Consider the following 25,698-nt stretch of genomic DNA (forward strand, 5'->3'; position numbering starts at 1 on the left):
TCTGGTCAATTTTTCCATTATCATGTCACAGGGAGTGAGAAGAGATGGAATATGTAATTGAAATGCTTAACATCCGTAAAGAGTTTAATGGCTTTGTTGCGAATGATAACATAACTCTTCAATTAAAAAAGGGTGAGATTCACGCATTACTTGGTGAAAATGGTGCCGGGAAATCCACCTTAATGAATGTTCTATTTGGTTTATATCAACCAGAGCAGGGTGAAATCCGTGTTAAAGGGAAGCCTGTTAACATTTCTAACCCGAACATCGCAAATGATTTAGGAATCGGAATGGTTCACCAGCACTTTATGTTGGTCGATACGTTTACCGTAACTGAAAACATCATTTTAGGTAGAGAAATAACCTCTGGTGGCCGAATTGATATTAAAAAGGCAGAACAACAAGTGCGTGAGATTTCAGAGCGCTATGGTTTAGCGGTTGACCCTCAAGCAAAAATTTCCGATATTACTGTAGGTATGCAGCAAAGGGTAGAAATTCTAAAAACTCTTTATCGTGGTGCGGAAATTCTTATTTTTGACGAACCAACAGCTGTACTTACACCGCAGGAAATCAAAGAATTAATCCAAATAATGAAAACGCTTATTAAAGAAGGTAAATCTATTATTCTAATTACCCATAAATTGAAAGAGATTATGGAAGTTTCCGATCGGTGTACGGTTATTCGAAAAGGTAAAGGAATTGGAACGGTTACTGTTAGTGAAACCAATCCTAATGAACTTGCAAGCTTAATGGTTGGTCGTGAGGTTGTTTTCAAAACAGAAAAGAAAGATGCATCTCCTAAACAGGAGGTACTTGAAATTAATAACTTGGTAGTTAAAGATCCTCGTGGCGTGACAGTTGTTAATGGATTGGATCTTACTGTCCGTGCTGGGGAGATTGTTGGTATTGCCGGGGTTGATGGTAATGGTCAGTCAGAATTTATTGAGGCAATTACTGGCTTGCGTAAAGCTGAAACTGGAAGCGTGAAATTAAACGGTAAAGAATTGATTAACCAAACGCCAAGACATATTACAGAATCAGGTGTTGGTCATATTCCTCAAGACCGTCATAAGCATGGACTAGTTTTAAACTTCCCAATCGGAGAAAACATGGTATTACAGACTTATAATAAAAAACCATATTCAAAGAACGGAATTTTAAACTTTAAGGAAATTTATAAAAAAGCAAAATCACTAATTAATGAATTTGATGTTCGTACGCCTAGTGAGTACACGTTAGCACGTGCACTATCCGGTGGTAACCAACAAAAGGCGATAATTGGACGTGAAGTTGACCGCAATCCAGACCTACTGATCGCAGCACAGCCTACTCGAGGCTTGGATGTTGGTGCAATTGAATTCATTCATAAACGCTTAATAGAGCAACGCGATAATGGAAAGGCAGTCCTGCTAGTATCCTTTGAATTAGAAGAAATTATGAACGTTAGTGACCGTATCGCGGTTATATATGAGGGGAAAATCGTAGCTATCGTGAATCCGAAGGAAACAAATGAGCAGGAGCTTGGATTATTGATGGCTGGCTCGAATAGAAAGGAAGCGGGTGAAGTAACAAATGTCTAAACGGTTGAGAAGTATTTTAACACCAGTTATTGCCGTCCTATTAGGTATCCTTGTAGGAACAATTATCATGATTGTCAGTGGTTACGATCCAATTGCAGCTTTTACAGCACTTTGGAATGGTGCATTTGGAGATATTTATTATATCGGGGAAGTAGTTAGACAATTTACACCATATATTTTAGCAGGTTTAGCCGTGGCCTTTGCCTTCCGAGTTGGTTTGTTTAATATTGGGGTTGAAGGACAGTTCTTAGTTGGTTGGCTTGCAGCAGTTTGGGTGGGGGTTGCTTTTGATCTACCACGTGTAATTCATTTACCACTTGCTATTTTAGCAGCAATTGTAGCTGGTGCACTTTGGGCATTTATTCCTGGTTTATTAAAAGCACGTTTCCGTGTCCATGAAGTAATTGTAACAATTATGATGAACTATGTTGCACTTCATTTGTCAAACTATATTATTCGTAACGTAATATCACATAAAGGTGATAATACAGGTCCAATTCATAAATCAGCAACCTTACGTTCTGAGTGGTTAGAAAGTCTAACTGATTATTCACGTCTTCACTGGGGAATTATTCTTGCTATCCTTTCTTGCTTTGTTATGTGGTTCTTATTAGAAAGAACAACAAGAGGTTTCGAATTAAGATCTGTAGGATTTAACCAACATGCTGCACACTACGCTGGTATGAATGTTAATAAGAATATTATCCTTTCCATGTTAATTTCAGGAGCCTTTGCTGGATTAGCTGGAGCAATGGAAGGTCTTGGTACTTTCGAATATGCAGCGGTTAAAGGTGGATTCTCAGGAGTAGGGTTTGACGGTATTGCCGTAGCCTTACTAGGTGGAAATACAGCATTAGGTGTTTTCTTCTCGGCTATTCTGTTTGGTGTTCTAAAAGTGGGAGCATTAAACATGCCTCTTGAAGCAGGCGTTCCTAATGAATTAGTTGATATCATCATTGCTTTAATTGTATTCTTTGTTGCATCAAGCTATATCATCAGAGTATTTCTTGACAGAATCAGTAAGAAGGAGGTGAAGTAAGTTGAGTTTAATGGACATTTTAATGATTCTTGTTCCTTCCACATTATTATGGGCAGCTCCACTTGTCTTCACTGCATTAGGCGGTATTTTCTCAGAGCGTTCTGGGGTAGTAAATATTGGGCTTGAAGGTTTAATGGTAATTGGTGCATTTACAGCCATTGTGTTCAACTTAACTACTTATGATACATTTGGTAGTGCTACACCGTGGATTGCTTTATTAGTAGCTATGGCTGCTGGAGCATTCTTCTCACTATTCCATGCGGTTGCGTCTATTACATTCCGTGCTGACCATACCGTATCTGGTGTTGCGATTAACTTATTAGCAACAGGACTAACCTTGTTCCTTGTCAAACTTATTTATGATAAAGGTGAAACTGGGATTATTTCTAAAGGCTTTAGCAAAGTTGATATTCCTGTGTTAAAAGACATTCCAGTTATTGGAAAAATCTTTTTCCAAGACACCTATTGGACTTCTTTCCTAGCAATTCTTGTTGCTATTATTGTATGGTATGTTGTTTTCAAAACTCCATTTGGTCTTCGTCTTCGTTCTGTTGGTGAACACCCAATGGCAGCTGACACAATGGGTATTAATGTAACAAAAATGCGTTACCTAGGTGTTCTCCTTTCTGGAGCACTTGGTGGTCTAGGCGGTGGAGTGTACGCACAATCCATCACTTCTAACTTCAGCCACTCTACTATCAGTGGGCAAGGTTTCATGGCGTTAGCAGCCATGATTTTCGGTAAATGGCATCCACTTGGCGCATTAGGGGCAGCAATCTTTTTTGGTTTCGCTCAAAGTATCAGTATCATTGGATCAAGTTTACCTTTCTTAAAAGAAATTCCAAGCGTATACTTGCTAATCGCACCTTACGTATTAACAATCTTAGCTTTAACTGGATTCATCGGTCGTGCCGATGCACCAAAAGCAGTTGGTACTCACTATATCAAAGGTAGCCGTTAATAATCATAGAAAAAGCTCTCAGTCACCCACTGAGAGCTTTTTTTGTTTTTAGCTGTGTTAAAGAACATTGTTGATTTACACACCCTGTTGATTGGAGCGGAAGGCGCGAAGACTCCTGTGGGAGTACGGTTCAGGGGAGACCCCGCAGGCGCAAGCGCCGAGGAGGCTCGCCGAAACGCCCACGGAAAGCGAAGTGCCTGGGGCGGAAATCAACAGGCAAGTTAAAAGATTTGTTTTTAATAAACGCATTTACTTGTATAAAACAAGCTTGTCAAATTATAGTAATAAGTATAGGTTTTATTACAAAGGAAAAGATATAAAGAAAAATGTTTACATATTGTAATATATGACCCTTTACCGATAAGGAGGATATAAATGGACGCTACTGCAGAAAAAATATTGGAAATGCAAGGGTATAAACTCCATGTCATTCAAACGGATAAATACAAAACGAATACCTTCGTTTGGAAGATGAAAGCACCATTAACAAAAGAAGATGTGACGAAAAGAGCCCTTCTTCCACAGGTATTACAAAGTAGTTCTGCAAAATACGCTTCAACCACTGCACTTCGCTCTTACCTAGATGAATTATATGGGGCAACTCTATTTGTGGATTTATCTAAAAAAGGTGAATACCATGTAATCAGTTTTTCCATTGAGATTGCAAATGAAAAGTTTCTTAGTGACCCAAGCCCATTATTAAAGAAGGGCTTTGAACTGCTTGCAGAGATCTTAACTAAACCAAATGTTACTGGTAATGCGTTTGACAATGAAACAGTAGAAAAAGAAAAGCGAGCCCTCAAGCAGCGAATTCAATCGGTATTTGACGATAAAATGCGCTATTCGAATGTTCGCTTGTTACAGGAAATGTGTAAGGAAGAGCCATACGCTTTAGAAGTTAACGGAGATGCGGCAGATGTGGATGGCATTACAGCGGAAAATTTATATGAATACTTTAAAAGAGCCTTTTTAGAAGATGAGATGGACCTGTATGTGATTGGTGATGTAAATGAAGAAGATGTAAAAAAACTTTCTTCTGAGCTGCTCCAATTTGAAAGCCGCACACCAAAAAGGGTGGAACAACAAAGTATTAACAAAAGATCGGATGTAAATGAGGTCAAAGAAGAGCAGGATGTAAAACAAGGAAAGTTAAATATGGGTTACCGCACAAATATTGTGTACGGCGATTCAGATTATTTCGCTCTTCAGGTCTTTAATGGAATTTTTGGTGGCTTTTCACATTCTAAGTTATTTATCAATGTTCGCGAAAAGGCAAGCTTAGCCTACTACGCTGCCAGCCGATTAGAAAGTCATAAAGGCTTAATGATGGTCATGTCAGGAATCGATCTAAAAAACTATGATCAAGCAATAGGAATTATTAACGAGCAAATGGGGGCAATGAAAAAGGGAGATTTCACTGAACAAGAATTAGAGCAAACCAAAGCGGTCATTAGAAATCAAATCTTAGAAACCATTGATACCTCTCGTGGTTTAACGGAAATCCTTTATCATAATGTTGTGGCACATACAGATATTAAGCTAGATACATGGCTGACGGAAATGGATAAAACGACCAAGGAAGAAATTGTGGCAGTTGCAAACAAAATCGATTTAGATACTATTTATTTCTTAACCGGAACGGAGGGGGGCAAATAATGGAGAAGATTAATTTTGACCAACTTCAAGAAGAGCTGTACCATGAAAAAATGTCCAATGGCCTCAACGTCTATATTTTACCGAAGAATGGCTTTAATAAAACGTATGCGACCTTTACCACAAAATATGGTTCTGTAGATAATACCTTTATTCCATTGGGAAAAGACGAATACGTAAAAGTACCAGATGGAATTGCTCACTTTTTAGAGCATAAACTTTTTGAGAAAGAGGATGGAGACGTATTTCAGCAATTTAGCCGTCAAGGTGCTTCTGCAAATGCGTTTACCTCTTTTACAAGGACCGCCTATTTGTTTTCTAGCACATCAGATGTGGAAAAGAATCTAGAAACATTGATTGATTTCGTTCAAGAACCTTATTTTTCTGAGAAAACAGTTGAAAAAGAAAAAGGGATTATTGGTCAGGAAATTACGATGTATGATGACAATCCCGATTGGCGCCTATACTTTGGTTTGATTCAAAATCTGTACCAAAATCATCCGGTAAAAATTGATATAGCCGGAACAATTGAATCCATTTCCCATATTACAAAGGATTGGTTATACGAGTGTTATAATACTTTTTATCATCCAAGTAATATGCTGTTATTTATTGTTGGACCTGTCGACCCTGAAAAGATAATGAATCAAGTAAGGGAAAATCAGGCGAAGAAGGATTATAAAGATCAGCGGGAAATCAAACGTAAATTTGAATCAGAACCAACTCAAGCAGCTGAAAAAAAGCAAGTGCTTGAAATGAATGTACAAACATCAAAAGCATTAGTAGGAATTAAAGCCCTTCATGTGGATCAAATGGGAGCGGAAATGCTAAAAAATGAACTAACGATGAATGTTCTGCTTGATCTGTTGTTTGGAAAAAGCTCTGAAAACTATAATCAGCTCTACAGTGAGGGTTTGATTGATGAAACGTTCTCATTCGACTATACACAAGAACAAGGTTTTGGCTTTGCGATGGTAGGTGGGGACACAAGAGAACCAGATCAATTAGCTGAGAGATTAGAAAAGATGCTTTTGGATGCAAAAAAGAATAGTTCTATTACTGAGGAGCAGCTTGCAAGGGCAAAGAAGAAAAAAATTGGAGCCTTTCTACGTGCTGTCAACTCGCCTGAATATATTGCCAATCAATTCACGAGGTATGCATTTAATGATATGAATTTATTTGATGTCGTTCCTACATTAGAAAATATTACGCTTCAGGATGTTCAATCATTAGCAGCAGAAGTGATCTCGGAAGAACGCTTTTCAGTATGCCAAGTCATTCCAAAGAAAAAATAAAGGAAGAAGCGTCGTTTACGCGGCGCTTTTTCTCCTGTTATTACATAGAGAGAGTGATCTTAAAATGAAAAAATACGCACTCATTACGGGAGCAAGTGGTGGAATAGGACAAGCGGTTGCATGTAGGTTAGCAGCAGATGGGTATCATTTGTATCTACATTATAATAAGAATAGCGATTCTATAAGTGAGTTAATGAAGAAGCTTGAACAATTTGGAGGGGAGTACTTCCCCATACAGGCTGACTTATCAAATTCGAAGGGCTATGAGACAATCTCTTCACAAATTTTTTCCTTAGATGCCATCATTCATTGTAGCGGGAATAGTCATTATGGGCTTCTCATGGATATGGAGCTGGAAGATGCACAAGAATTGATGAATGTGCACGTGCTAAATCCAATAATGCTTACCAAGGAAATGTTGCCGAAATTACTACATAAAAAGTCTGGAAATATTGTTTTTATTTCATCCATTTGGGGTCAAACGGGTGCTGCGTGTGAAGTGGTTTATTCCGCTGCGAAGGGTGCACAAATTGCCTTTGTGAAAGCCCTTAGTAAAGAAGTGGCCTTAAATGGGATTCGAGTGAATGCGATTGCTCCTGGAGCAGTGGCCACGCCCATGATGAAAGGCTTTAATGCGGAAGAAATAGAGGAGTTGTGTGAAGAAATCCCTATGGGAAGACTGGGGTTGCCTGAAGAAATAGCAGGAACAGTCAAATTCTTGCTATCCAAAGATTCCTCTTATATCACTGGACAAGTACTTTCCGTAAATGGCGGCTGGTATACATAAATATACATTGTTTATTGTAATCGGAATTAAAATTCACAACTTATTCATGTATAGGACACACCTCTTCTTCGCAAAATAACCTTGTACTATTTTAAAGGAGGTAATGTCATGTCAGTGTTAGAAAACTGGAAACAATGGGAAGACTTTTTAGCTGATCGTCTTCATCATGCACAAAATGAAGGTATGAGTGAAGGGGCTATTGGTAACTTAGCGTTTCAAATTGGTGATTACTTATCAAAGCAAGTTGAACCAAAAAATGAGCAAGAAAGAATGCTTGCAGACCTTTGGTCAGTTGCTGATAAAGATGAACAGCAGGCTATTGCCAATATGATGGTTAAACTTATTCAAAATAACGGAAGCCGCTAGAAGAGAGGAGAGTTATCCTCTCTTTTTTTGTTGATAAATAAATTTTTCCTTTGTTACATATAAATATGCCATAATCTTTGTTTTTTCTTTCATCTTCATTCAAAATCATTTATTATAAGGTTTAGATGATGAGTTGTGAAAAAAATGTCGAAACTTCTTAGTAGGGGGTTTTTTATAATGAAAAAAGAATGGTATTTAGAGTATGAGATTCAAAAAAACCGCCCTGGCCTTTTGGGTGATATTTCATCCTTATTGGGTATGCTCTCAATAAATATTGTAACTATTAATGGTGTGGATGAAGGAAGACGCGGGCTTCTTATACTTGCAAAAGATGACGATCAAATTAAACGACTTGAGTCAATTTTACATACAATGGACACAATAAAATTGATTAAACTAAGAGAACCAAAACTAAGAGACAGATTAGCTGTTAGACATGGCAGGTATATCCAAAGAGATGCAGACGATAAAAAAACCTTTCGCTTTGTAAGAGATGAGCTTGGATTATTAGTTGATTTTATGGCAGAATTATTTAAGCAGGAAGGACATAAGCTAATTGGAATTAGAGGAATGCCGAGAGTAGGCAAAACGGAATCACTGGTAGCAGCAAGCGTCTGTGCAAATAAACGCTGGTTATTTGTCTCATCTACTCTACTAAAACAAACCATTCGAAATCAACTAATTGAAGACGAGTACAATGAAAACAACCTATTCATTCTTGATGGAATTGTTTCAACTAGACGTGCAAATGAGCGGCACTGGCAGCTTGTCCGTGAAATCATGCGTTTACCTTCTGTTAAAGTAATAGAGCATCCGGATATTTTTGTACAAAATTCTGAGTATACCCTCGATGATTTTGACTATATTATCGAACTTAGGAACGATGCAGAAGAAGAGATTACTTACGAGGTTGTTGATCAACATAATATGTTCTCCGGATCAGATTTTGGAGATTTTGATTTTTAATAAATTGGAAGGTGTTAACAGTTGACTGAATTAGGGAATCGACTAAAAGAAGCTCGATTAGCCAAAGGATTTAGCTTGGATGATGTACAATCCATGACAAAAATTCAAAAGCGTTATTTAATTGGTATAGAAGAAGGTAATTATGCAAGCATGCCCGGAAATTTTTATGTTCGTGCATTCATAAAGCAATACTCTGAGGCGCTAGGCCTTAATCCGGATGAAATATTTGAGACCTATAAAAGTGAAATTCCGGCTGCTTATCATGATGAGTTACCTCAACAGTTATCGAGAGTAACGACCCACAAATCAATTAATGATGGGAATTCGAAAATTTTGAATCTACTTCCTAAAATATTAATTGGGGTGTTTGTGGTTGGGCTGGCTAGTCTCATTTATGTACTTGTAACAAATCATGCTGGTAATGATTCAAATGAATCACTCAGTAAAGAAAATGATCCAGTAAAATACGTCAAGTCCGAAAACCTTGAAAAAGCAAAAGAAGCTGAGAAGAAAGAAAAAGAGAAAGTGAAAGAGGAGGAGACCGCTAAGCAAAAAGAGGAAGAAAAAACTCCTGAAGTGGTCACTCCGACTCAAGAAATATCTGTCGTGCAAAGTGCTGGTCGTGATACGACCTATGAACTGAAAAATGCTGATAAATTTGTTGTGAAGTTAGTTGCTAAAGGCGGAGATGCCTGGGTTAGTGTTAAAAACGGGAAGGGGAAAACCTTCATTTCGGACACGCTTAGAATCAATGGTACCTCAAGTCAAACAGTGGATTTATCAGCAGAAACTTTGGCGACCATCAGGGTCGGCAATGCAGCTAACACTGAAATTTATATTAATGATCAAAAGCTTGAGTACGCCATTCCAGCAACAGCAAATGTTCAGAACATCAAGATTCAATATGTTCTGAAAAGCGAATAGTCATCAATCGATGACTATTTTCGCTTTCAATAACTACGCGGAGGAAAATTATGAATATTCCAAACAGAATTACAGTATCGAGAATATTATTAATTCCACTATTCTTGATTATTATGCTTGCACCTTTTGATTGGGGGGACATGCACCTATTCGGTGTAGAATTGCCAGTTACTCACTTTGTAGGAGCACTAATTTTCATTTTAGCTTCAACAACAGATTGGGTGGATGGTCATTATGCTCGTAAGTATAACATGGTAACAAATATGGGGAAATTTCTTGACCCGCTAGCAGATAAATTACTAGTTTCAGCTGCTTTAATTGTTCTTGTTGAACTGAATGGTGTTTATGCTCCTTCATGGATTGTTATCATCATTATCAGTAGGGAATTTGCCGTTACAGGGCTACGACTTTTACTTGCAGGTGAAGGTGAGGTAGTTGCAGCAAATATGCTCGGCAAAATTAAAACGTGGGCACAAATCGTGGCTATTTCAAGTATCCTACTACATAATACTATTTTTGAATTGATCTCCTTCCGATTTGATATAGTATCCTTATGGGTAGCACTTATTTTCACTATTTGGTCTGGTTGGGACTATTTTGCAAAAAATAGTCATGTCTTAAAAAATTCAAAATAGGTAACAAACTACTGGTAAAGAGGGCGAGAGTATGTTGAATGCTGAAATTATAGCAGTTGGTTCAGAGTTGTTACTCGGTCAGATAGTGAATACGAATGCCCGCTTTATATCGCAACAGTTGGCGGGGCTGGGTATTAATGTTTTTTATCATACAGTAGTTGGTGATAACCCTGACAGATTGAAGTCGGCGATTGAAATTGCTGAAAATCGTTCTAAAATCATTATCTTTACTGGTGGTTTAGGACCAACAAAGGATGATTTAACGAAGGAAACCATTGCTTGTCATCTTGGTAAACAATTAGTTATGGATGAAGCGGCGTTGGAATCGATTGAGCTTTTCTTTAAGCGGACTAACCGTGTGATGACAGAAAATAATCGTAAGCAAGCACTTGTACTGGAAGGGTCCCAAGTCCTGCCGAATGATCATGGGATGGCTCCAGGAATGGTTGTAAGTGGTGAAAATCATACATATATGCTTCTGCCGGGTCCTCCTAAGGAAATGGAACCGATGTTTCTTCATTATGGGGCAAAGGCACTTTCATCGAAAGCTCAGTCGAATGAGAAAATTGTTTCAAGAGTGCTGCGCTTTTTCGGTATTGGGGAAGCCGCATTGGAAACAGAGATTATGGATTTGATCGATGCCCAAAGCAATCCAACGATTGCACCACTTGCAGGGGATGGAGAGGTTACGTTACGGCTTACTGCAAAGCATACGGATGAGAATATTGCTCTTACTATGCTTGATGATGTAGAAGCTAAAATCTCACAGCGTGTCGGAGAGTTTCTGTATGGCTATGATCATACTTCATTATTGGCTGAACTGACAAAAATGTTGAAAGATAGAAAACTTACGATTACAGTTGCAGAGAGCTTAACGGGAGGAATGTTCCAGCAGGAGCTAACGTCTATCTCAGGTGCGAGTACAGTGTTTAATGGCGGATTGGTTTGTTATTCAAATGAGGTAAAACATCAGGTCTTACAAGTGAAGCTGGAAACGCTAGATAAGCATGGAGCTGTAAGTGAGCAATGTGCGCATGAATTAGCCGAAAATGCTGCAAAGATTTTTGGTACGGATATTGGGATTAGTTTTACGGGTGTTGCCGGCCCCTCTGAGGTGGAAGGAAAGCCCGTAGGTACCGTTTATATTGGAATGGCAATGAAAGGGATGCCGACGAGGGTTGAAAAGCTTACGCTTGGCGGAACGAGGGAAGCGATTCGAAACCGTGCGGTGAAATACGGCAGCTACTTTATATTACGTAATTTAAAAGAGTCACAGAATACTAAATAGTGTTCTGTGATTTTTTATTTAAATTATGCTCCTTCTAGTCTATACGAATAGAAGGAGCGAGTGACGGTGGAGTTGATTTGGTAGAAGCAGTCTACGAGCCCGAACAGTAGGGGAAAAAGAGGGAACGGTCGCGTAGAAACCGTCTACGAGCCCAAGTAGAGGAAAAGAAAGAAGAACCGGTCGCGTAGAAGCAGTCTATAATCCCGAACAGAGGGGAAAAAAGAGGAACCGGTCGCGTAGAAGCAGTCTATGAGCCCAAGCATAGGGAAAAGAAAGAAGACCGGTCATATAGAACAACCATCTAACAATTATTCTCAAAAAATATTTCCGACAATTAACCCAAATTCCATTTAAAAGCTGAGATTTATGCCTATTTATACAAAAAGTAGGGGGATATGCAATTTATTACATAAATAGCACAAAGAAAACAATCGAATAAATGTTCGTTTTTTTACTCGACAAATACCTAAAAAGAAGGTATATTATTAATAGGTTTTAAATCGATAGATTTTAAGTATGTGTTTATATATAAGGGAGGAAAAGATTCGTGAGTGATCGTAAAGCGGCATTAGAAATGGCGTTAAAACAAATTGAAAAGCAATTTGGTAAAGGTTCCATCATGAAGATGGGAGAGAAAACTGATACAAGGATTCTTACGAGTCCGAGTGGGTCATTAGCACTTGATGCTGCACTTGGAGTTGGTGGATATCCAAGAGGCCGTATAATTGAAGTTTATGGCCCTGAGAGCTCAGGTAAAACAACTGTTGCTTTGCATGCAATTGCAGAAGTACAAGCAAAAGGTGGACAAGCAGCATTTATTGACGCTGAGCATGCATTAGACCCCGCATATGCACAAAAATTGGGTGTTAATATTGATGAGTTATTGTTATCGCAGCCTGATACGGGTGAACAAGCACTTGAAATCGCAGAGGCACTTGTTCGAAGCGGTGCAATTGATATTCTTGTAGTTGACTCAGTAGCAGCATTAGTACCAAAGGCTGAAATTGAAGGTGAAATGGGAGATTCTCACGTTGGTTTACAAGCTCGCTTGATGTCTCAAGCGCTGCGAAAACTATCTGGTTCCATTAACAAATCAAAGACGATTGCTATCTTTATTAACCAAATTCGTGAAAAAATTGGAATCATGTTTGGTAATCCCGAGACAACACCTGGTGGACGCGCATTAAAATTCTATTCTACTGTCCGTATTGAAGTGCGTCGTGCAGAGGCGTTAAAGCAGGGAAATGATATCGTTGGTAATAAGACAAAGATAAAGATTGTTAAGAATAAAGTTGCTCCTCCTTTCCGTACGGCAGAAGTAGACATTATGTATGGAGAAGGTATTTCTAAAGAGGGCGAAATCATCGATTTAGGCTCCGAACTAGATATCGTCCAGAAGAGCGGTTCATGGTATTCCTATAATGATGAAAGACTAGGTCAGGGCCGTGAAAATGCCAAGCTTTTCTTAAAAGAAAACCCTGATGTCCGTCTTGAAATTCAACAAAAAATCCGTGAGCACTACGGATTAGATGGTGAAAAGTTCGTGACGGAAGTTGAAGAAGAAGAGGAATTTAATTTACTAGATAATTAAAAAAGCAAAGCCCCTTTTGGGTTTTGCTTTTTTAATAACATCTGTATTTTTATGAAAATAAGTTAATAATAATTCACTTAGTACACTGTTCATTCTAGAAATAGTTGATGACGAATTCTAAATATTTAAAAAAGCCTAGTGGACTAAGCCTTGACAATGAATATTCACAGCTTTACAATTAACATGTATATTTTACATTTTTGGTAATATTACAATTTGAAAAGCCCTGGTGCTTGCTGTATGTTGAGTCTAAACAATGTACATGCCGACACTTAAAAAAATGTAACAAAAGTTCATAGCAAGAGGAGGTGTAACGATGGACCTAATTACTATCATCTCCATTTTGCTTGGCCTTATCGTCGGTGCCGTTGTTGGCTATTTTGTTCATAAATCCATTGCTGAAGCAAAAGTAGCTGGTGCAAAGAATGCTGCTGAGCAGATTCTTGAAGATGCTAAACGTGATGCTGATTCATTGAAAAAAGAAGCTTTGCTGGAAGCAAAGGATGAAATTCACAAGCTTCGAACAGAAGCAGAGCGTGAGGTTCGTGAACGAAGAAATGAAATGCAAAAACAAGAAAACCGTTTACTGCAAAGAGAAGAGAATTTAGATCGAAAAGAGGAAACGTTAAACAAGCGTGAAAATCTTTTAGAAAAGAAGGATGATTCTCTAAACCAAAGACAACAGCATATTGAAGAGATGGAAAGCAAAGTGGACGAGTTGGTAAGAACACAAAAAACTGAACTCGAACGGATTTCGAGCTTAACTCGTGAGGAAGCTAAAGCGATCATTATTGACAAGATGGAGCAGGAACTTGTCTACGACACTGCAATAATGATTAAGGAAAGCGAAAATCGTGCAAAAGAGGAAGCTGATAAGAAAGCGAAGGAAATTCTTTCGCTAGCAATCCAACGTTGCGCTGCTGACCATGTTGCGGAGACGACTGTATCAGTCGTTAACCTTCCAAATGACGAAATGAAGGGCCGAATTATTGGCCGTGAAGGACGAAATATCCGTACACTTGAAACATTAACGGGAATTGATTTGATTATTGATGATACTCCTGAAGCTGTTATTCTATCAGGCTTTGATCCTATTCGTCGAGAGACAGCCCGCTTAGCACTAGAAAAACTAGTTCAAGATGGCCGAATCCACCCTGCACGTATTGAGGAAATGGTAGAAAAATCTCGTCGCGAAGTGGATGAGTATATTCGCGAAGTCGGTGAGCAGACCACTTTTGAAGTGGGTGTGCATGGACTCCATCCAGATCTTATTAAAATTCTTGGTCGCTTAAAGTTCCGTACAAGTTATGGTCAAAACGTATTAAAGCATTCAATGGAAGTGGCACAGCTTTCTGGGCTACTTGCTGCTGAGCTTGGACAAGATGAAACTCTAGCTCGTCGTGCAGGATTGCTACACGATATTGGTAAAGCAATTGACCATGAAGTGGAAGGTAGCCATGTAGAAATTGGGGTTGAACTGGCAACCAAATACAAAGAACATCCAGTTGTTATTAATAGTATTGCGTCACACCATGGTGATACAGAGCCAACATCCATTATCGCCGTACTGGTTGCCGCTGCTGATGCATTGTCAGCTGCTAGACCAGGTGCTCGTAGTGAAACTCTTGAAAACTATATCCGCCGCCTAGAGAAGCTAGAGGAGATTTCTGAATCCTATGAGGGAGTTGAGAAATCCTTTGCGATACAGGCTGGTCGTGAAGTACGTATTATTGTAAGACCAGATGCAGTTGATGATCTTGCTGCTCATCGATTAGCACGAGATATTCGTAAGCGAATTGAAGAAGAGCTAGATTACCCTGGACATATTAAAGTCACAGTTATTCGTGAAACACGAGCTGTTGAATACGCAAAATAAAGCGGTGCATTTGCACCGCTTTATTTATTGGGTAAAAACTGGTGATTAAATTATTTTTGATTGTGATACAATTGAATCAACTACAATTTCTTATTGACGAAAGGAAAAATAATGAATTTACTTTTTATCGGAGACGTGGTCGGCTCACCAGGCCGGGACATGGTTAAGGAATATTTACCAAAACTAAAAGAGAAATTCCGGCCTACCTTTACCATTATCAATGGGGAAAATGCTGCTGCAGGCAAGGGGATTACAGAAAAGATCTATCGTGAATTTTTAGGGTATGGTGCACAGGCAGTTACGCTTGGTAACCATGCTTGGGATAATAGAGATATTTTTGAGTTTATCGGTTCAGCAAAAAATATGGTAAGGCCAGCGAATTTTCCAGAAGGTACACCGGGGCAAGGGATGGCATTTTTTAAAGTTAATGAGTTTGAAATTGCAGTCATTAACCTCCAAGGAAGAACCTTTATGGCACCATTAGATTGTCCCTTTAAAAAAGCTGATGAGTTAGTTGAAAAAGCAAGTGAAAGAACCCCATTTATCTTTGTTGATTTCCATGCAGAAGTGACGAGCGAAAAACAAGCCATGGGGTGGTACTTAGATGGAAGAGTATCAGCAGTTGTTGGAACACACACACACGTCCAAACAGCTGATAACCGGATTCTACCTGCTGGGACTGGGTATCTATCAGATGTGGGCATGACAGGCCCGTACGATGGCATATTAGGTGTTGAAAGAGATGCTGTCCTTAAAAGGTTCCTTACCAGCCTCCCAGTCCGTTTTGAAGTTCCTACGGCAGGTAGAAATCAATTAAGCGCTGTTTATATCGAACTAGATCGTAAAACAGGGATGACGAAAAAAATCAGTCCTATTTTAATAAACGATGACCATCCGTTTTATTCGTAAGAGCAAAAGAACCCCTTTTGCTCTTTTTTAATGGCAATGTATCAAACGGACCAAAGGGAATCATCTCTTTTTTTGTCCAAGCCGGAATATGTCTATTGCAGGCTGAATATAGTAGCAGTGGAAAGTTATAACCTGATTTGTACATGAAACTGCTCATGCGGGATCGGGATTTTTTAAGGAGGAGCTAGGAATGGAAATATTAAAAGTTTCAGCAAAATCTAATCCTAATTCTGTAGCTGGTGCACTTGCCGGAGTTCTGCGTGAAAGAGGTGCAGCAGAAATACAGGCGATTGGTGCGGGTGCATTGAACCAAGCCGTAAAGGCAGTAGCAATTGCACGAGGATTTGTAGCACCTAGCGGAGTTGATTTAATCTGTATCCCTGCGTTTACTGATATTTTAATTGATGGGGAAGAACGCACAGCTATCAAACTAATCGTTGAACCACGGTGAAAGAGATAGACTATTTTCCGGAGGGCAAAAAAAGGTACTTCTTATTTTTCCTGCTTGTTTGACACAAGCGGGTTTTTTTATTGGCTAGGAAATTATAAAAAAGTCAGAGTGTGGATAACAGAACTAGTAGTCTGAATCCAGCTCCAGCGCCTAGCCCCTCGGGTCAAATAACCTTCGGCAAGAAAAGTCAAAAGGCGGACTTTTCCCGCCGAAGAACATTTGCCTGTCGGGGCTGGACGAGGCGCTTCTGCCTTTTGTTCTTTCGATGGTAGCCATAGTTGCATATAAAAATATTATTCTAATATACAAGAAAAATTTAAGAAACAACAGTTGTGTTTAGTGATAAATCGTCCAAAACCGCATAAGAATAACAGTTTTCATCTGCTATTTATCTATTTTTCGCTTTAAAGGAACACAGTTAATTTTAAATAATAAAAAAATATTCATATTTTAGACAATATTTCGTGTGAAAGGGTTGCAATTTTTAGTGCATAGGTCTAGAATTGTAAGCGTTTAGTACATATCCTTGATTCTATTTTTTAGTCTGCAACGTATTTAAATGGGCTAATCTCTAGTGAATTACTCGGAAAAGTGCTACACTTAGTATGTTCAATCAACTTATTTTTTACATATCCAAAGGGGTGTAAGTCATGATCAATCAACTTTCGTGGAAAGTTGGCGGACAACAAGGGGAAGGTATTGAAAGCACTGGGGAAATCTTTGCAATCGCATTGAATCGCCTGGGATATTACTTGTATGGTTATCGTCACTTTTCATCTCGTATTAAAGGCGGTCATACAAACAATAAAATCAGAGTAAGTACGACTGAAGTTCGTTCTATTTCTGATGATCTAGATATCCTTGTAGCGTTTGACCAAGAAACCGTTGATGTAAATTACAAAGAGCTTCATAGCAAAGGTGTCATTCTAGCTGACTCCAAATTTGATCCAAAGAAACCTGAAGATACACAAGCTTCCATGTATGCGGTTCCATTTACAGAAATTGCTACTGGACTAGGAACTTCTTTAATGAAAAACATGGTAGCTATCGGTGCAACATCTGCTGTGTTAGATTTGGATATTCAAGTTTTTGAAGAAGTAGTTCATGAAATTTTCGGTAAAAAAGGCGAACAAGTTGTTGCGAAAAACATGGATGCAATTAAAGCCGGCTATGATTATATGAAAGAAAAACTTGAAGCTGGTGTCCAAACAATGCAGCTTGAAAAAGCTGATGGTAAGAAGCGTATGTTTATGATTGGGAACGATGCGATTGCATTAGGTGCGATTGCTGGTGGATGCCGATTTATGGCTGCATACCCAATTACACCAGCTTCTGAGATTATGGAATATTTAATTAAAAAGCTTCCTGCTCTAGGCGGAACTGTCATTCAAACAGAAGATGAGATCGCAGCATGTACAATGGCTATTGGTGCTAACTATGGTGGTGTCCGTGCAATTACAGCTTCTGCTGGTCCAGGATTATCCTTGAAAATGGAAGCAATTGGCCTTTCTGGTATTACAGAAACTCCACTTGTTATCGTTGACACTCAACGTGGCGGTCCATCTACTGGATTACCAACAAAACAAGAACAATCTGACTTAATGGCTATGATTTATGGAACTCACGGTGAAATTCCAAAGATCGTTATGGCTCCAAGTACAGTTCAAGAGGCATTCTATGATGCGGCTGAAGCATTTAATCTAGCAGAAGAATATCAGTGCCCAGTTATTTTACTTACTGATCTTCAACTATCTTTAGGTAAACAAACAGTTGAACCTTTAGATTTTAGTAAAGTTGAAATTAGACGAGGTAAGTTAGTTTCAGGAGACATTCCTGCAAACGAAAACAATGGCTATTTCAAGCGTTATGAAGTGACAGAAGATGGCGTATCTCCACGTGTTATTCCTGGTATGAAAAATGGTATCCACCATGTAACAGGTGTAGAACACGATGAAACTGGTAAACCATCAGAATCAGCTCCTAACCGAATTGCTCAGATGGATAAGCGTTTCCGTAAAGTCGAGAATATCCGCTTTGATACACCAGTTTATAAAAATGTAAAGCATGAAGATGCTGATGTTTTATTTGTTGGTTTTAACTCAACACGTGGTGTAATTGAAGAAGCAATGACTCGTCTTGAGAAGGACGGATTAAAAGTGAACCATGCTCATGTTCGTTTAATTCATCCGTTCCCAACAGACGAAGTTCTTCCGCTAGTTCGTTCTGCGAAGAAGGTTGTTGTTGTTGAAAACAACGCAACTGGACAGTTAGCGAATATCATGAAGATGAATGTTGGACATGCTGAGAAAATCGTTAAGCATGTTAAATATGATGGTAATCCGTTCTTGCCGCACGAAGTGTATACAAAATGTAAGGAGTTGTTCTAAATGGCCACTTTTAAAGACTTTCGAAACAATGTAAAACCGAACTGGTGCCCTGGCTGTGGCGACTTCTCCGTACAAGCGGCAATGCAACGTGCTGCAGCAAATGTTGGTTTAGAACCTGAAAATTTAGCTGTTATTTCTGGTATCGGCTGTTCAGGACGTATTTCTGGTTATATCAATTCATTTGGTTTCCACGGTATCCATGGTCGTTCATTACCGATTGCACAAGGTGTTAAAATGGCTAATCGTGACTTAACAGTTATCGCTTCTGGTGGTGACGGTGACGGTTTTGCCATCGGTATGGGTCATACGATTCACGCTATTCGCCGTAATATCGACATTACTTATGTCGTTATGGATAACCAAATTTATGGTTTAACTAAAGGTCAAACATCACCACGTTCCGCAGCTGGCTTTAAAACAAAGTCAACTCCATTGGGATCAATTGAACAAGCAATTTCTCCAATGGAAATGGCCTTAACTGCTGGCGCAACTTTTGTTGCACAAAGCTTTTCAACTGATTTAAAAGAACTTACTGCTCTAATTGAAGCAGGTATCAATCATAAAGGGTTCTCATTAATCAACGTGTACAGCCCATGTGTAACCTATAATAAGGTCAACACATATGATTGGTTCAAAGAAAATCTTACAAAGCTAAGTGATGTTGAAGGGTACGATCCAAATAGTCGTGAAATGGCTATGCAAACATTAATGAAGCATAATGGACTTGTAACTGGTCTAATCTATCAAAATACTGAGCGTCAATCTTACCAGGAGTTAATCCAAGGGTACTCACCGGCTCCGTTATCTCAAGCGGACCTTAATCTTGACCAAAACTATTTTGATAAATTAGTCGGCGAATTTATGTAATAAAAAAAAATCCCGAGGAACTTTGTTCCCCGGGATTTTTTTTTATGAAGGCTGTGTTAAAGAACAGAGTTGATTATTAACCCTGTTGATTGGAGTGGAAGGCTCGAAGACTCCTGTGGGAGTACGGTTCAGGGGAGACCCCGCAGGCGCAAGCGCCGAGGAGGCTCGCCGAAACGCCCACGAACCGCTCGATCCTGGAACGGAAATCAACAGACAATTTTAACAGAACCTTTATGAAAAATAGTGAGTTACATCACATTAATTTTACTTGGAATCCAGTACAATTATTAATTGGCTAATTTTTTATTTTAGATGATTAGCAATGTCCTCTAAAAGGGCGTGTTTACAGGGATTTCTATTGTTTTCATTACAGTAAACCTTTATACTATAATAATGTGCAGATTAACCAAAAAATTATTCTTAGCACAAAGAATAATAATGAAACTAATAGAAGCAATCAGTTTATGTTAACTTGTAAGAAAGGGGATTTTGAACCAAATGAATGAAAAGCAACGTTTAGAAGGTCAACAAGTAGAAACGGCTAATTCTTCGGACAAAAAATCCGCCAAGGATTACAGCAAGTACTTTGAGCAAGTAATTACTGCACCTTCTTTAAAGGATGCGAAGAAACGTGGTAAAGAAGAAGTAAAGTATCACAATGACTTTGCTATTCCAGAAGAGTTCCGTGGAATGGGTGAAGGCAGAAAGTTCTATATCCGTACGTACGGTTGCCAAATGAACGAGCATGATACAGAGGTAATGGCTGGGATCTTTTTAGCGTTAGGATACGAGCCTACTGATAATACAGAAGATGCAAATGTAATTTTACTAAACACATGTGCAATTCGCGAGAATGCTGAAAATAAAGTGTTTGGTGAATTAGGTCATCTGAAAGCACTAAAATTAGAGAAGCCAGACTTACTTATAGGTGTCTGTGGCTGTATGTCTCAAGAAGAGTCCGTCGTTAATAAAATTCTAAAGACGTATAACCAAGTAGATATGATTTTTGGTACTCATAATATCCACCGCCTGCCGAACATCCTTCATGAAGCATATATGTCAAAGGAAATGGTTGTTGAAGTATGGTCCAAGGAAGGAGACGTTATTGAAAACCTTCCAAAGGTACGTCGTGGCAAGATTAAAGCATGGGTTAACATTATGTATGGCTGCGATAAGTTCTGTACGTATTGTATTGTACCTTATACACGCGGTAAGGAACGTAGCCGCAGACCAGAAGAAATCATCCAGGAAGTACGTCATTTGGCAGCACAGGGCTACCAGGAGGTAACTCTCCTAGGTCAGAACGTTAATGCCTATGGTAAAGACTTAGAAGGAATGAACTATGGTCTAGGTGACTTAATGGATGAATTACGTAAGATTGATATTCCGCGAATTCGTTTCACTACAAGCCATCCGCGTGACTTTGATGATTATTTAATCGAAGTTCTAGCTAAAGGCGGCAATCTAATGGATCATATCCACTTGCCAGTCCAGTCAGGTTCAACGGATGTATTAAAAATCATGGCTCGTAAATATACAAGAGAACAATATTTAGAGCTTGTTAGAAAAATTAAAACGGCGATTCCAAATGTTGCATTAACCACTGATATTATTGTGGGATATCCGAACGAAACGGATGAGCAATTTGAAGAGACAATGTCTCTCTATCGTGAAGTAGGGTATGAATTAGCGTATACATTTATTTATTCTCCGCGTGAAGGAACACCAGCAGCCAAAATGGAAGACAATGTTCCAATGGAAGTTAAGAAAGAACGTTTACAGCGTCTGAACAAGCTTGTTAATGAAATGTCATTAGAAGCAATGAAAAAACATGAAGGTCAGGTTCTTGATGTACTGATCGAAGGGGAGAGCAAGAACAACCCTAATGTTCTTGCTGGTTACACAACAAGAAGCAAGCTTGTCAACGTTGTTGCACCAAAATCAACGATTGGCAAAATTATAAAAGTAAAAATTACAGAAGCAAAAACATGGTCATTAAACGGAGAAATGGTGGAAGAATTAGAACCAGTAGAGGTGAAGTAAAGTGGCGAAGTATACTAAAGACGATATCGTCGCTCGTGCAGCAGATTTGGCACGTATGATAGCAGAAACTGAGGAAGTTGACTTCTTCAAACGAGCAGAAACTCATATCCATGAAAATTCAAAGGTAAAAACATTAATTGCAGATATTAAAGGCCTTCAGAAGCAGGCAGTTAATCTACAACATTATGGAAAACCAGAGGCATTAAAGAAGGTTGAAGATAAAATTGCTTCAATTGAACAGGAACTAGATGAAATTCCTGTTGTCCAGGATTTTAAGCAATCCCAATTAGAAGTTAATGAGTTATTGCAACTAATTGCATCGACTATTTCAAACACAGTCACTGATGAGATTATTACTTCCACAGGCGGCGATGTATTAATGGGTGAAACAGGCGGTAGCATGAAACATGGCGGCGGATCTTGTGATGGCCACGACGATTGTGATCACGAGCATTAATTAGGTTAAGAGGCTGACTCAAATAAAGAGTCAGCCTCTTTCTTTTTCAAGAATGAGTATACTCCTCGAGTGAATCTCCATAAGAGACCTCCATTTTTAAGTACAGGCAAGAGAGGCACACACCATTAAATCCCGCATAAAATGAACTATGACTAAACTTTTAACCAGTATTCACAAAATTATATATCACACTAGTCTACAATTTAGCATACGATGAAATGAAACTGAATGAGGAGGGTTCGCGCGAAATGGGAGAATATAGAGAGATAATTACGAAGGCCGTAGTAGCGAAAGGACGTAAATTCACCCAGTCCAATCATACGATTAGCCCGGCGCACAGTCCAACAAGTATTCTTGGTTGTTGGATTATCAACCATAAATACAACGCGAAAAAAGTAGGTAAGACTGTAGAGATTCACGGTCACTATGATATCAATGTATGGTACTCGTTTAATGATAATACCAAAACAGAGGTAGTAACTGAACGGGTACAATATACTGATGTTATCAAGTTAAAGTATCGTGATCATGACTGTATCGATGACAGTGAAATTTGCGCTAAAGTGTTGCAACAGCCAAACTGTGTGGAAGCAGTCATTTCCCCTAACGGTAATCGAATCATCGTTCACGTCGAAAGGGAATTCCTTGTAGAAGTAATTGGCGAAACAAAGGTTTGTGTTCGCGTTAGTTCTGATGGCTGCAAAGACTGTGACGATGATTGGGGATTGGATGTAGACGACGAAGAATTTGAGGATCTTAATCCAGAGTTCTTAGTCGGCTCAGAAGAAGAGTAAGGCCACTAGGAAGGTAAAACTTCCTAGTTTTTTTCTGTTCTGAATTATGAGGTTTTGGAAATTTAATGAATGTTATACTGACAATATCAGCAAGCTATTCCTAGGAGGTGTTTGTGTTGGAGCCGAGACAACCTGGAAATAAAAAGATGTCTGATTTTGATCAATTAAATGACAGAATGATTGCTGAAAGTCCTTCCTCACCGATGTTAGTAATCAAAACGAACCTCGACCCAAAAGAACCATCAGAAGATAATCCTTATTATCACAATGGAAAAGCACATGATCCAGAGGCAATGAAGAATTTCTTTGAGAATAATGGAAGCCAGGAGAACTAATTTTCCTGGCTTCTTTTCCAATCAGGCTGCAACAAAGATAGTACGCATGTATCATGGAATTCATCATTTTGATGAATATACCCTCGTAGAAGGCCCTCTTGCTCAAAGCCTAGTTTCATAAGCAAATTGATGGAAGCTTCATTTTCGGGGAAGACGACTGCTCCTAACCGATACAAATGTAATTGATTAAAACTAAACGCCAATACTTCTTTTATAGCTTCAGAGGCATATCCCATTCTCCAAAACGTGGGATGTAATTCGTAGCCAATTTCAGCCCTCTTATTATTCATATGTAAAGCATTCAGCCCTACTGTACCAATAATCTTTTGATTTTCTTTTACTTTAATTCCCCAGCGGATCCCTTTTTTTTCATGAAAGTTTTTGTGGAACATGTCAATTAATCTAGAAGCTTCAATTGGTAGGGTAAAACGATTCGTTCCGTAAAAACGTGTTACTTCTTCTAAAGATAATACCTCATAAATGGAATCAACATGCTGATGCGTAATTTCAATTAACTTCAGTCTCTTTGTTTCTAAAATGGGAAAATTCACAGTATCTCCTCACTTTTAAATAATGAACAAATTATAACTATTTCTAAGTGTACTATGGTTTCTTACTGCTGAAAAGATACGGTTGAAGAAATGGAGTAAAAACATTATGATTTATGTAATATTATCGGAAGAGTAGAGAAGGTGGGTACGGATGCAAATCGCACAATATATAAGGCTAATAGAAAATGAGTTATTAACCAAAATTGAATTACAATCGCCCGGCCCATTCGATCCCATTATTGTAAAAAATCAATCCAAGTCGTGGAGGACTATCGGAAGCGGGAATTACGCGGGAGTTTTTGCTCATGAGTCCAATCCTAACTGGGTCGTAAAAATTTATGGACGGAACCCTGAAGAGCTGAAGAAGGAAATAGAGGTATATAAAAAATTAGGAAACCATGAATCCTATTCCAGACTTTTAGACTATGGAGAAAATTATTTGATCTTAAAAAAGCTGGAAGGGATTACTTTATTTGATGCTTTAGTAAAGGGTGTACCTATACCTGAAAATGTGATTCAGGATATCGATGCTGGATTAGAATACGCAAGAAAAATTGGCTTAAATCCCTTTGATGTTCATGGTAAAAACGTCGTGATGCATAACGGAAGAGGGTATATCGTAGACGTATCTGATTTCTATAAACAGGGTATATGCCACAAGTGGAAAGATTTGAAAAAAGCATATTACAAGATTTATAGGCCCTATATACTTAAATTCCATCCGCCCATACCCTTTTTTATCGTGGACGGTGTAAGAAAAGGCTATCGCTTTTACAGGAAATTGAAAAAGAAAAAGGGAAATAAATAAACTAATAATTATTTCCCCAAGTACTGTTTAGAGGTTCATTGTTTCATATATTTTTAAATTCAGGTTAATGATTATTAAAGTGGGAGCATCGATATCGTTTATGTTAGCTAAGTTTAATAGGTAACCATATAAATGATCTGCTTCAATGGGCAAACTCTTTTCCATATCTCGTTGGAGCGAGGACTTCATTTCATAATTCATGGCTAGTAATTTATCCTTTTGTAAGTCTTCAATACCTTCTGGCAGGGGTGCATGGATACTTCTCATAATAGTAGCCGTTTCATGCAGCACCTTCTCAATCGTATTTAGTCCCTCTTTATTTTCAAGGATGGGTCCGATTGGAGACCTAAACAAGGAAGTGATTCCGGAAAGAGTGGAAATGAATAAATATTTTACCCACATCTCTTGGTTAATCTTATCTGAAAGCAGAATATTGGCTTTTGTCCCCGTAAGAACGTTCTCTAAACGTGTTATTCGTTCAGATTTTTCTCCATTTCTTTCACCATACACTAGGTCGTGGATAGGACTAGTTTGAATGATGGTTCCATGCTGGTCAAGGGTGGATTCCACAAAGCAAAGCCCACCAAGGACATTTTTTTCACCAAAGGATTCAACCAGCTTGTCGATGTGTGACATCCCATTCAGAAGCGGTAGGATCATAGTATCCTTTCCAATGTAAGGGCGGACGTCCTCAATTGCCGAATCAAGGTGATAAGCCTTCGTGGACATCAATATAACGTCAAAGGCTTCTGCTGCCTCTCCAGAGAGAAGTAGTTGTGGCTTTATATGTATGTTTCCATGGATGCTCTGGATGAGTAGTCCATTTTGTTCTAGCTGTTTCTTTCTATTTTCCCGAACAAGAAAGGTAACATTTTCTCCTTTTTCAGCTAATCGGCCGCCAAAATAACCTCCGACCGCACCAGCTCCAACAACTAATATTTTCATGATGATAACCTCCATTTTTTTAAAAGGTGTCGAATTAATAGTAGCACAAATCTATTAAATATTTGGACGGTTTTGCTTTTATTCTTTCTATTACTGAAATGATTTGTATTTTCGGAAAAATTTACAGTTTTTTTGAAAAATTGTGTTAATATATTTATCATCATGGAAGAATATAGTAAAGAAAGGAGTA

The 25,698-nt window shown here is 38.6% G+C and carries 24 protein-coding genes; 22 read left to right on the forward strand and 2 right to left on the reverse strand.

Annotated features, from left to right (window positions below; all coding sequences use genetic code 11):
• The first annotated feature begins 44 nt into the window (after nt 1-44).
• The 21 genes from AC3A54_RS13520 to AC3A54_RS13620 all read left to right on the forward strand — a co-directional run bounded on the left by AC3A54_RS13520 (nt 45) and on the right by AC3A54_RS13620 (nt 23,204).
• A complete protein-coding gene (locus AC3A54_RS13520; RefSeq protein ID WP_487654816.1) occupies nt 45-1,580 on the forward strand; it encodes an ABC transporter ATP-binding protein in 1,536 nt (511 codons plus the stop codon).
• Nucleotides 1,573-2,619 (forward strand): ABC transporter permease, encoded by a 1,047-nt coding sequence (locus AC3A54_RS13525; protein WP_308080148.1) that lies wholly within the window; start codon nt 1,573-1,575, stop codon nt 2,617-2,619. The genes AC3A54_RS13520 and AC3A54_RS13525 overlap by 8 nt, the downstream gene beginning before the upstream one ends.
• 1 nt (nt 2,620) lies before the next feature.
• Entirely contained in the window at nt 2,621-3,580 is a 960-nt protein-coding gene (locus AC3A54_RS13530) for an ABC transporter permease (RefSeq protein WP_335548129.1), read from the forward strand.
• Nucleotides 3,581-3,955: 375 nt separating this feature from the next.
• A complete protein-coding gene (gene yfmF / locus AC3A54_RS13535; protein ID WP_487654817.1) occupies nt 3,956-5,236 on the forward strand; it encodes an EF-P 5-aminopentanol modification-associated protein YfmF in 1,281 nt (426 codons plus the stop codon).
• A complete protein-coding gene (gene yfmH, locus AC3A54_RS13540) occupies nt 5,236-6,528 on the forward strand; it encodes an EF-P 5-aminopentanol modification-associated protein YfmH (RefSeq protein ID WP_487654818.1) in 1,293 nt (430 codons plus the stop codon). Before yfmF ends, yfmH begins: the two co-directional genes overlap by 1 nt.
• Before the next feature lie 64 nt (nt 6,529-6,592).
• On the forward strand, nt 6,593-7,315 hold the full coding sequence (ymfI, locus tag AC3A54_RS13545; RefSeq protein WP_487654819.1) for an elongation factor P 5-aminopentanone reductase: 723 nt from the start codon (nt 6,593-6,595) through the stop codon (nt 7,313-7,315).
• A gap of 108 nt (nt 7,316-7,423) precedes the next feature.
• Nucleotides 7,424-7,681, forward strand: a complete 258-nt coding sequence (locus AC3A54_RS13550) for a DUF3243 domain-containing protein (protein ID WP_309864905.1) — start codon at nt 7,424-7,426, stop codon at nt 7,679-7,681.
• A gap of 174 nt (nt 7,682-7,855) precedes the next feature.
• On the forward strand, nt 7,856-8,647 hold the full coding sequence (locus tag AC3A54_RS13555) for a DUF3388 domain-containing protein (protein ID WP_308084215.1): 792 nt from the start codon (nt 7,856-7,858) through the stop codon (nt 8,645-8,647).
• 21 nt (nt 8,648-8,668) lie between these two features.
• Complete coding sequence (locus AC3A54_RS13560; RefSeq protein ID WP_487654820.1) at nt 8,669-9,571, forward strand: helix-turn-helix domain-containing protein; 903 nt, start codon at nt 8,669-8,671, stop codon at nt 9,569-9,571.
• 50 nt (nt 9,572-9,621) lie between these two features.
• Entirely contained in the window at nt 9,622-10,206 is a 585-nt protein-coding gene (gene pgsA / locus AC3A54_RS13565; RefSeq protein ID WP_308080141.1) for a CDP-diacylglycerol--glycerol-3-phosphate 3-phosphatidyltransferase, read from the forward strand.
• A gap of 34 nt (nt 10,207-10,240) precedes the next feature.
• On the forward strand, nt 10,241-11,494 hold the full coding sequence (locus AC3A54_RS13570) for a competence/damage-inducible protein A (RefSeq protein WP_487654902.1): 1,254 nt from the start codon (nt 10,241-10,243) through the stop codon (nt 11,492-11,494).
• 547 nt (nt 11,495-12,041) lie between these two features.
• Nucleotides 12,042-13,085, forward strand: coding sequence for a recombinase RecA (gene recA, locus AC3A54_RS13575; RefSeq protein ID WP_308080140.1), 1,044 nt, complete (start codon nt 12,042-12,044; stop codon nt 13,083-13,085).
• Between the two features lie 316 nt (nt 13,086-13,401).
• Nucleotides 13,402-14,961 (forward strand): ribonuclease Y, encoded by a 1,560-nt coding sequence (gene rny, locus AC3A54_RS13580; protein WP_487654821.1) that lies wholly within the window; start codon nt 13,402-13,404, stop codon nt 14,959-14,961.
• 111 nt (nt 14,962-15,072) lie between these two features.
• Nucleotides 15,073-15,870 carry a TIGR00282 family metallophosphoesterase gene (locus AC3A54_RS13585; protein WP_487654822.1) on the forward strand — a complete coding sequence of 266 codons (798 nt, stop codon included), beginning with the start codon at nt 15,073-15,075 and terminating at the stop codon, nt 15,868-15,870.
• 190 nt (nt 15,871-16,060) lie between these two features.
• The gene (gene spoVS / locus AC3A54_RS13590; RefSeq protein WP_003211281.1) at nt 16,061-16,321 is read left to right on the forward strand and encodes a stage V sporulation protein SpoVS; all 261 of its coding nucleotides are present in this window, start codon (nt 16,061-16,063) and stop codon (nt 16,319-16,321) included.
• 650 nt (nt 16,322-16,971) lie between these two features.
• Nucleotides 16,972-18,708: a 2-oxoacid:acceptor oxidoreductase subunit alpha gene (locus AC3A54_RS13595; RefSeq protein WP_335533820.1), complete on the forward strand. Its 1,737-nt coding sequence runs from the start codon at nt 16,972-16,974 to the stop codon at nt 18,706-18,708.
• On the forward strand, nt 18,709-19,575 hold the full coding sequence (locus AC3A54_RS13600) for a 2-oxoacid:ferredoxin oxidoreductase subunit beta (protein ID WP_308080132.1): 867 nt from the start codon (nt 18,709-18,711) through the stop codon (nt 19,573-19,575).
• A 498-nt stretch (nt 19,576-20,073) separates the two neighbouring features.
• Complete coding sequence (miaB, locus tag AC3A54_RS13605; RefSeq protein ID WP_487654823.1) at nt 20,074-21,618, forward strand: tRNA (N6-isopentenyl adenosine(37)-C2)-methylthiotransferase MiaB; 1,545 nt, start codon at nt 20,074-20,076, stop codon at nt 21,616-21,618.
• Nucleotide 21,619: 1 nt separating this feature from the next.
• Nucleotides 21,620-22,075 carry a YlbF/YmcA family competence regulator gene (locus AC3A54_RS13610; protein ID WP_487654824.1) on the forward strand — a complete coding sequence of 152 codons (456 nt, stop codon included), beginning with the start codon at nt 21,620-21,622 and terminating at the stop codon, nt 22,073-22,075.
• Nucleotides 22,076-22,323: 248 nt separating this feature from the next.
• Nucleotides 22,324-22,869: an outer spore coat protein CotE gene (locus tag AC3A54_RS13615; RefSeq protein WP_487654825.1), complete on the forward strand. Its 546-nt coding sequence runs from the start codon at nt 22,324-22,326 to the stop codon at nt 22,867-22,869.
• Nucleotides 22,870-22,985: 116 nt separating this feature from the next.
• Nucleotides 22,986-23,204 carry a hypothetical protein gene (locus tag AC3A54_RS13620; protein WP_487654826.1) on the forward strand — a complete coding sequence of 73 codons (219 nt, stop codon included), beginning with the start codon at nt 22,986-22,988 and terminating at the stop codon, nt 23,202-23,204.
• Here AC3A54_RS13620 and AC3A54_RS13625 read toward each other — a convergent pair.
• On the reverse strand, nt 23,201-23,755 hold the full coding sequence (locus tag AC3A54_RS13625; protein ID WP_487654827.1) for a GNAT family N-acetyltransferase: 555 nt from the start codon (nt 23,753-23,755) through the stop codon (nt 23,201-23,203). The two genes, AC3A54_RS13620 and AC3A54_RS13625, sit on opposite strands and share 4 nt — an antisense overlap.
• A gap of 151 nt (nt 23,756-23,906) precedes the next feature.
• Between AC3A54_RS13625 and AC3A54_RS13630 the strand changes: the two genes are divergently transcribed.
• On the forward strand, nt 23,907-24,563 hold the full coding sequence (locus AC3A54_RS13630) for a protein kinase family protein (RefSeq protein ID WP_487654828.1): 657 nt from the start codon (nt 23,907-23,909) through the stop codon (nt 24,561-24,563).
• A gap of 27 nt (nt 24,564-24,590) precedes the next feature.
• Here AC3A54_RS13630 and AC3A54_RS13635 read toward each other — a convergent pair whose 3' ends face one another.
• Nucleotides 24,591-25,508 carry a ketopantoate reductase family protein gene (locus AC3A54_RS13635; protein WP_487654829.1) on the reverse strand — a complete coding sequence of 306 codons (918 nt, stop codon included), beginning with the start codon at nt 25,506-25,508 and terminating at the stop codon, nt 24,591-24,593.
• Nucleotides 25,509-25,698 lie beyond the last annotated feature (190 nt).

The organism is Neobacillus sp. Soil_C_43, assembly GCF_057656715.1.